General features: G+C 64.9%; 8 protein-coding genes. 5 read left to right on the top strand and 3 right to left on the bottom strand.

The window, feature by feature from the left end; translation table 11 throughout:
* Positions 1-231: CoA transferase (locus RMN95_RS12330; RefSeq protein ID WP_309617206.1), on the bottom strand; the 231-nt coding region annotated here is incomplete at its 3' end.
* Between the two features lie 328 nt (positions 232-559).
* Here RMN95_RS12330 and RMN95_RS12335 point away from each other — a divergent pair.
* A complete protein-coding gene (locus RMN95_RS12335; RefSeq protein ID WP_309617207.1) occupies positions 560-1,645 on the top strand; it encodes a PQQ-dependent sugar dehydrogenase in 1,086 nt (361 codons plus the stop codon).
* A 60-nt stretch (positions 1,646-1,705) separates the two neighbouring features.
* A complete protein-coding gene (locus RMN95_RS12340) occupies positions 1,706-2,152 on the top strand; it encodes a SprT-like domain-containing protein (RefSeq protein WP_309617208.1) in 447 nt (148 codons plus the stop codon).
* On the opposite strand, the gene RMN95_RS12345 is transcribed toward RMN95_RS12340, so the two are convergent.
* On the bottom strand, positions 2,149-2,553 hold the full coding sequence (locus RMN95_RS12345; protein WP_309617209.1) for an SRPBCC domain-containing protein: 405 nt from the start codon (positions 2,551-2,553) through the stop codon (positions 2,149-2,151). The genes RMN95_RS12340 and RMN95_RS12345 overlap by 4 nt on opposite strands.
* A gap of 21 nt (positions 2,554-2,574) precedes the next feature.
* Here RMN95_RS12345 and RMN95_RS12350 point away from each other — a divergent pair, with 21 nt between their 5' ends.
* Positions 2,575-3,156, top strand: coding sequence for a CGNR zinc finger domain-containing protein (locus RMN95_RS12350; protein WP_309617210.1), 582 nt, complete (start codon positions 2,575-2,577; stop codon positions 3,154-3,156).
* Positions 3,157-3,174: 18 nt separating this feature from the next.
* On the opposite strand, the gene RMN95_RS12355 is transcribed toward RMN95_RS12350, so the two are convergent.
* A complete protein-coding gene (locus tag RMN95_RS12355; RefSeq protein WP_309617211.1) occupies positions 3,175-3,477 on the bottom strand; it encodes a DUF427 domain-containing protein in 303 nt (100 codons plus the stop codon).
* Positions 3,478-3,636: 159 nt separating this feature from the next.
* On the opposite strand from RMN95_RS12355, the gene RMN95_RS12360 reads away from it, so the two are divergent.
* Together RMN95_RS12360 and RMN95_RS12365 are read left to right on the top strand one after the other, a co-directional pair.
* On the top strand, positions 3,637-4,104 hold the full coding sequence (locus RMN95_RS12360; protein WP_309617212.1) for a hypothetical protein: 468 nt from the start codon (positions 3,637-3,639) through the stop codon (positions 4,102-4,104).
* Between the two features lie 300 nt (positions 4,105-4,404).
* On the top strand, positions 4,405-5,257 hold an 853-nt coding region (locus RMN95_RS12365; RefSeq protein WP_309617213.1), incomplete at its 3' end, for a DEAD/DEAH box helicase.

The raw sequence follows: 5,257 nt of genomic DNA on the forward strand, positions 1-5,257 counted from the left end.
CGATTCCTTGTTGCGATTCACGCTGTCGAAATAGGTCGACCCCGTGGCCGAGTGCGGCGGCCCCCAGGATCGGGTGTCGTCGCCGGTTACTGGGCGCTCGACCTTGATCACCCGCGCACCGAGGTCGGCGAGCATCATCGTGGCGAGCGGGCCGGCCAGGATGCGCGAGAAGTCGGCGACCAGGATTCCGGCGAGCGGCCCGTGTGCCACGGGGAGATCCGCGGCGGTCATTCTCGGGTTCCGTCGGGGTCAGATCCACTGTGCCGCATGCTGCAGACACTATCGGTCGGAGCCCGTGTCCGTCGACGGCGGGTGGTGCCGGGCCGTCGCGCACTTTCTGGGGTCACGCACGGCAGTTGAGCCCTGCCGCTTCGGCTGCAGCGTGAGCGCACACCATGTTCATAACTCCTGCAGATCGCATCTCGCTGCCCACTCGAACCGCGGATTCATGCGGCAGAGCAGGTCGAGCACGGCCGATCTGCAGGAGTTATGAACATCGGAGCCGTCCGAGAGCAACCGGCGGGATGCGGTCACGGCCAATGTGGGGTGGGATGGGAGCATGCGTATTCCTCCCGCCGTGGCGGCCTTCGCGGTGGCTGCGCTTCTTGCCGGCTGTGCGGCCGAGCCCGGAGGGCAGTTGACGGTCGTCTCTCGCGGCACTGCGACAGTAGTGACCCCGGTCGGCGATCCGACGGTGATTGCTACGGGGCTGGATGCGCCGTGGTCGATGGTCAGGCTCGAATCGGGATCGACGCTTATCAGTGAGCGCGACAGTCGGCTGGTGAAAGAACTCACTGCCGACGGGACGGTGCGGGTGGTGGGGTCGGTCGACGGCGCAGCGCCCGGGGGCGAGGGCGGACTGCTGGGCATCGAGGCAGCGCCCGGCGACTCCCCCGGGCTGTTCGTGTACCTGACCACAGCGAATGACAATCGGATCGTGAGGTTCGACCTGGTCGGCGAGGCCGGCAGCTATGCGCTGGGCGAGAGCCGGGACATCCTGACCGGGCTGCGCAAGGCTGGCAACCACAATGGCGGCCGCATCGCGCTCGGCCCGGACGGCATGCTGTATGCCACTGTTGGCGACGCGAACGACCGGGGAACGTCGCAGGACCCCGCCAGCCTGAACGGCAAAATCCTGCGGATGAACATGGATGGATCTGTGCCCGATGACAACCCGTTCGACGGTTCGCTGGTCTACTCGCTCGGCCACCGAAATCCGCAGGGCATTGCCTGGGATGGTGATGGCCAGCTGTGGGCCGCCGAGTTCGGTCAGGACACCTGGGACGAGTTCAACATCATCACGCCGGGCGGCAACTACGGCTGGCCGATCGTGGAGGGCGCATCGGACGACCCGGCGTTCGTGAATCCGGTATACCAGTGGGCGACGGATGACGCGAGCCCGAGCGGCCTCGCCTGGGTCGGCGGCACGTTCTTCATGGCAGGCCTCGGCGGCGAGCGCCTGTGGGCGATCAACTCCGGTGACCCGACCACCGCGGAGCAGTATTTCGCGGACCGCTTCGGCAGGATTCGAGACGTCATTGCCGGCCCCGGCGGCACACTGTGGATGATGACCAACAACACGGACGGGCGGGGTACACCGCGCAAGGGTGACGACCAGATTCTTCAGGTCGAACTCGTCTCGTAGTTCTCCACACATTCGGAGGTGCTGCACAGGGCCGTCGGCGGCTCGGGTTAACCTCGAGGGATGGCAGAGCTAAGCAGGGTACGGACGTGGGCGGCGGCGCTCATCGACCTACACCTCGACCGCAGCTGGACGTTCGGTTTCGACAACGCCAAGACTCGCGCCGGCCTCTGCAACTACACGCATAAGCGCATCAGCGTCTCGAAGTATCTGGCCGCCAAGTACGAGGATGACGAGATCCACCAGGTGCTGTTACACGAGGTGGCGCACGCGATGGCCGGCACCCGCGCAGGGCACGGGCCGCGCTGGAAGGCGATCGCCTCCGATCTCGGCTACGAGGGTAAACGGCTGCACGATGGAGCTATCGCCGACGAGTTTGCACCCTGGGTCGGCACCTGCCCCGCCGGTCACGTGCACTACCGCTACCGGCGTCCAACTCGGCCGCTGGCCTGCGGCAGGTGCTCGAAGAAGTTCACTGCCGCGCACACGATCGGCTGGCTGAAGCGTTAGGCGAAGTGCTGGTCGAACGCCGCCACGATGTTCTTCCAGTGGCCCAGCATCATCCGGCGCTCATCTCGGCTTGCCAGCTTCTCGTGATGGATTCCGATCGTGGTTCCCGTAATCGTCTCCTTAACGGAGAGCTGCAGCGTTGAATCGTGCGGCCAGTCGTCTGGCTGCCATGAGAGGCGCAGTTTGCTGTTCGCGGTGTAACTGCGAATGCTCCCCTTCACTCCATCTTTCGTGGCATACCCTGCACCACTCTCGATCGGAAGCGCGGCAATCTCGCCCAGCCAGGTGCCCAGCCCCTCGCCCAACAGGTATTGCCACACGATGGGCACGGGAGCGGCAACCGTGGTGCGCACCCCTACTTCCCAGCCAGCATCTTTCGTTCTACCCGTAGTGTCGCTCATGTAACCAACTATATTGGTTACGTGAGCACCAGCACTGGTCAATTCGTCGCCGCAAGCGACGGGCATCGGTGGCACTTCGACGCCGGCTCCCTCGCGCTTGACTTCGCCTACACCGGCGCCATGGGCAATATCGCCGCCGGGGAGCAGCTCCATAGCCCGGCAGACCTCATGGCCTGGCTCCACGACCGATTTCCCGAAATGGATGCCACGGCCACCGACCGCGACCTCATCGACGCCCTCGCCCTTCGGCAGGCGATCGCGCGCTCAGCAATATCCATCAGCCGAGGGCAGCGTCCCGTCGGCGACGACGTGGACGTGATCAACCTGTTTGCTGCCACCCCGGACATCCCCCCGGCGTTGGCTGGCGGGCGCCGTCAGGCCGGCAGGAGCCATGCGAGGGCCAGCCAGGCTCTGTCTGTGATGGCGCGCGAGGTCATTGGACTGTTCGCGACCGACCGGGCCGATCGCATCCGGGAATGCTCGGCAGACGATTGCCATCTCGTGTTCTACGACGAGTCGCGCTCGAATAATCGACGCTGGTGCTCGATGCAGCGCTGCGGCAACCGCGCCAAGGTGCGGGCGCACCGGGCGCGGTTGCGTTGAGCCGCAGATTCATAGTGTTTAGGCGGTGACCTTGACCTCTTTCCAGAAGGCGACGTAGTTCGCGAAGTCTTTGCCGACCCGCTCGCGCGATCCCGGGAGCGGCTCAGGGTAGCTGAACGCGCGATCCTGCAGCAGCGTGTCGCCGTCTTTCACCGAGAAGTACTGGCAGTCACCCTTCCAGGGGCAGTGATAGGGGGTGGTGCTCTTCTCGAGCAATTCGCTCTTCACACTCGACGGCGGGAAGTACCAGTTGCCCTCGATCGAGATGAGATCTTCCTTCGGTGCTTCCGCGATGATCGTGTCGCCCAGCATTGCCTTCATGGTGTCCTCCGTAGGTGCGTTGTACTCAGTCGAACGCTACGGGAGAACCCTGAATTCCCCTGGGGTGGCTACCGCAGAGGAAAATCTTCGCCATACACCCCTGATAGCGGTTCGCAGAAGCCCTGTCGCGCGACATCGCACATCGCGCAGACTGGTGTGATGCGCATCCTTCTCAAACTAGAACTTGACTGTGCCGTGGATGCCGCGTGGCGGGCGATCCGCAGCCCCGACGTGCTCCGCGCGGTGTCAGCCCCGTTCACCACCTTCGAGTCACTGGAACCGGGCGGCTTCCCCGACAGTTGGCCGGAGGGCGAGCACCTCGTGCGAGGCCGGGCGTTCGGGGTCGCCGTGATCGGCGAGCAGACCATCGACCTCGCATTCCAGGAGCGCCGCGGCGGGGTGCGCGCGGTGCGCGACACCGGGCGCGGGCTGTCTGGTCCACTGGCGCTGGTGAACAGCTGGGACCACACGATGGCCGTCTCCCCGCTGCCGGGGGCGCGCACACTGTTTCGTGACCAGCTCAAGGTTGAGGCCGGGCTGCTGACACCGCTGCTGTGGGTCGGATTCTGGGCGTTCTGGCAGTGGCGGAGCATCCAGCTGAAGCGGCTTTCGCCCTACTGGAAGTAACACGGTCGCCGGAGGACGCTGCGAGCAGCCGTGACGCGCCATCCAGGGTCACACTGACCACGTCTGCTAGGGTTAGATCACTTGCGAAACCACGACGGTTTCCCTGCGTCGTAGAACGCTTCCTCTTCTCCCCTTGCATTTTCGTTTCTCGGAAAACTCGGGTCGTAGATACTTTCACGGCGAACGGATGTGGCCCATGCCACCTTCGCCATTCGCACCACTTCCGGGCCCGCCCAGATAAGTGCGTGCATCCTGATGCCCCGAAAGGCACCCGAAACCCGTATGTCAGAAAACACACGTATGTCAGAAAACTCTTTCAGCACGCTTGGCGTGCCCGCTCCTCTCGTCGCTGCGCTCACCGCCAGCGGCATCCTGGAGCCTTTCCCCATCCAGCTCGACACGCTGCCAGACACCCTGGCCGGCAAGGATGTTCTCGGTCGCGGTAAGACCGGCTCGGGTAAAACCCTCGCGTTCTCGATCCCGATGGTCGCCCGCCTCGGCGGCACGCTCGCGGGCGGCAAGCGTCGCCCCGGTCGCCCCCTCGGACTCGTGCTCGCCCCCACCCGTGAGCTCGCCACCCAGATCACCGTCGCCATGGAGCCCCTCGCGACCGCCTACGGCCTGACCGTGACCACCATCTTCGGTGGCGTGTCGCAGCAACGCCAGGTCGCGGCGCTGAAGGCTGGCGTCGATATCGTCGTGGCCTGCCCCGGCCGCCTCGAAGACCTCATGAAGCAGGGCTTCGTGCAGCTCGACGCGGTCGAAGTGACCGTACTCGACGAAGCCGACCACATGGCCGACCTTGGATTCCTGCCCGTCGTCACCCGCATCATGGACAAGACTCCGCAGACCGGGCAGCGCATGCTGTTCAGCGCCACGCTGGACAACGGCGTCGATAAGCTCGTGCGTCGCTACCTCCACAATGAGGTGCTGCACTCCGTCGACGAGGTCAACTCCCACGTCGCCGCGATGACGCACCACGTCTTCGAGGTCGCCGGAGTAGACGAGAAGAACGAGCTCATCAAGAAGCTCGCCTCCGGCACCGGCCGTCGCATCCTGTTCATGCGCACCAAGCACCATGCCAAGAAGCTCGCGAAGCAACTCACCGACTCCGGCATCCCCTCGGTCGACCTGCACGGAAACCTTTCGCAGG

It is taken from the genome of Salinibacterium sp., assembly GCF_031364185.1.
GTDB lineage: Bacteria > Actinomycetota > Actinomycetes > Actinomycetales > Microbacteriaceae > Rhodoglobus.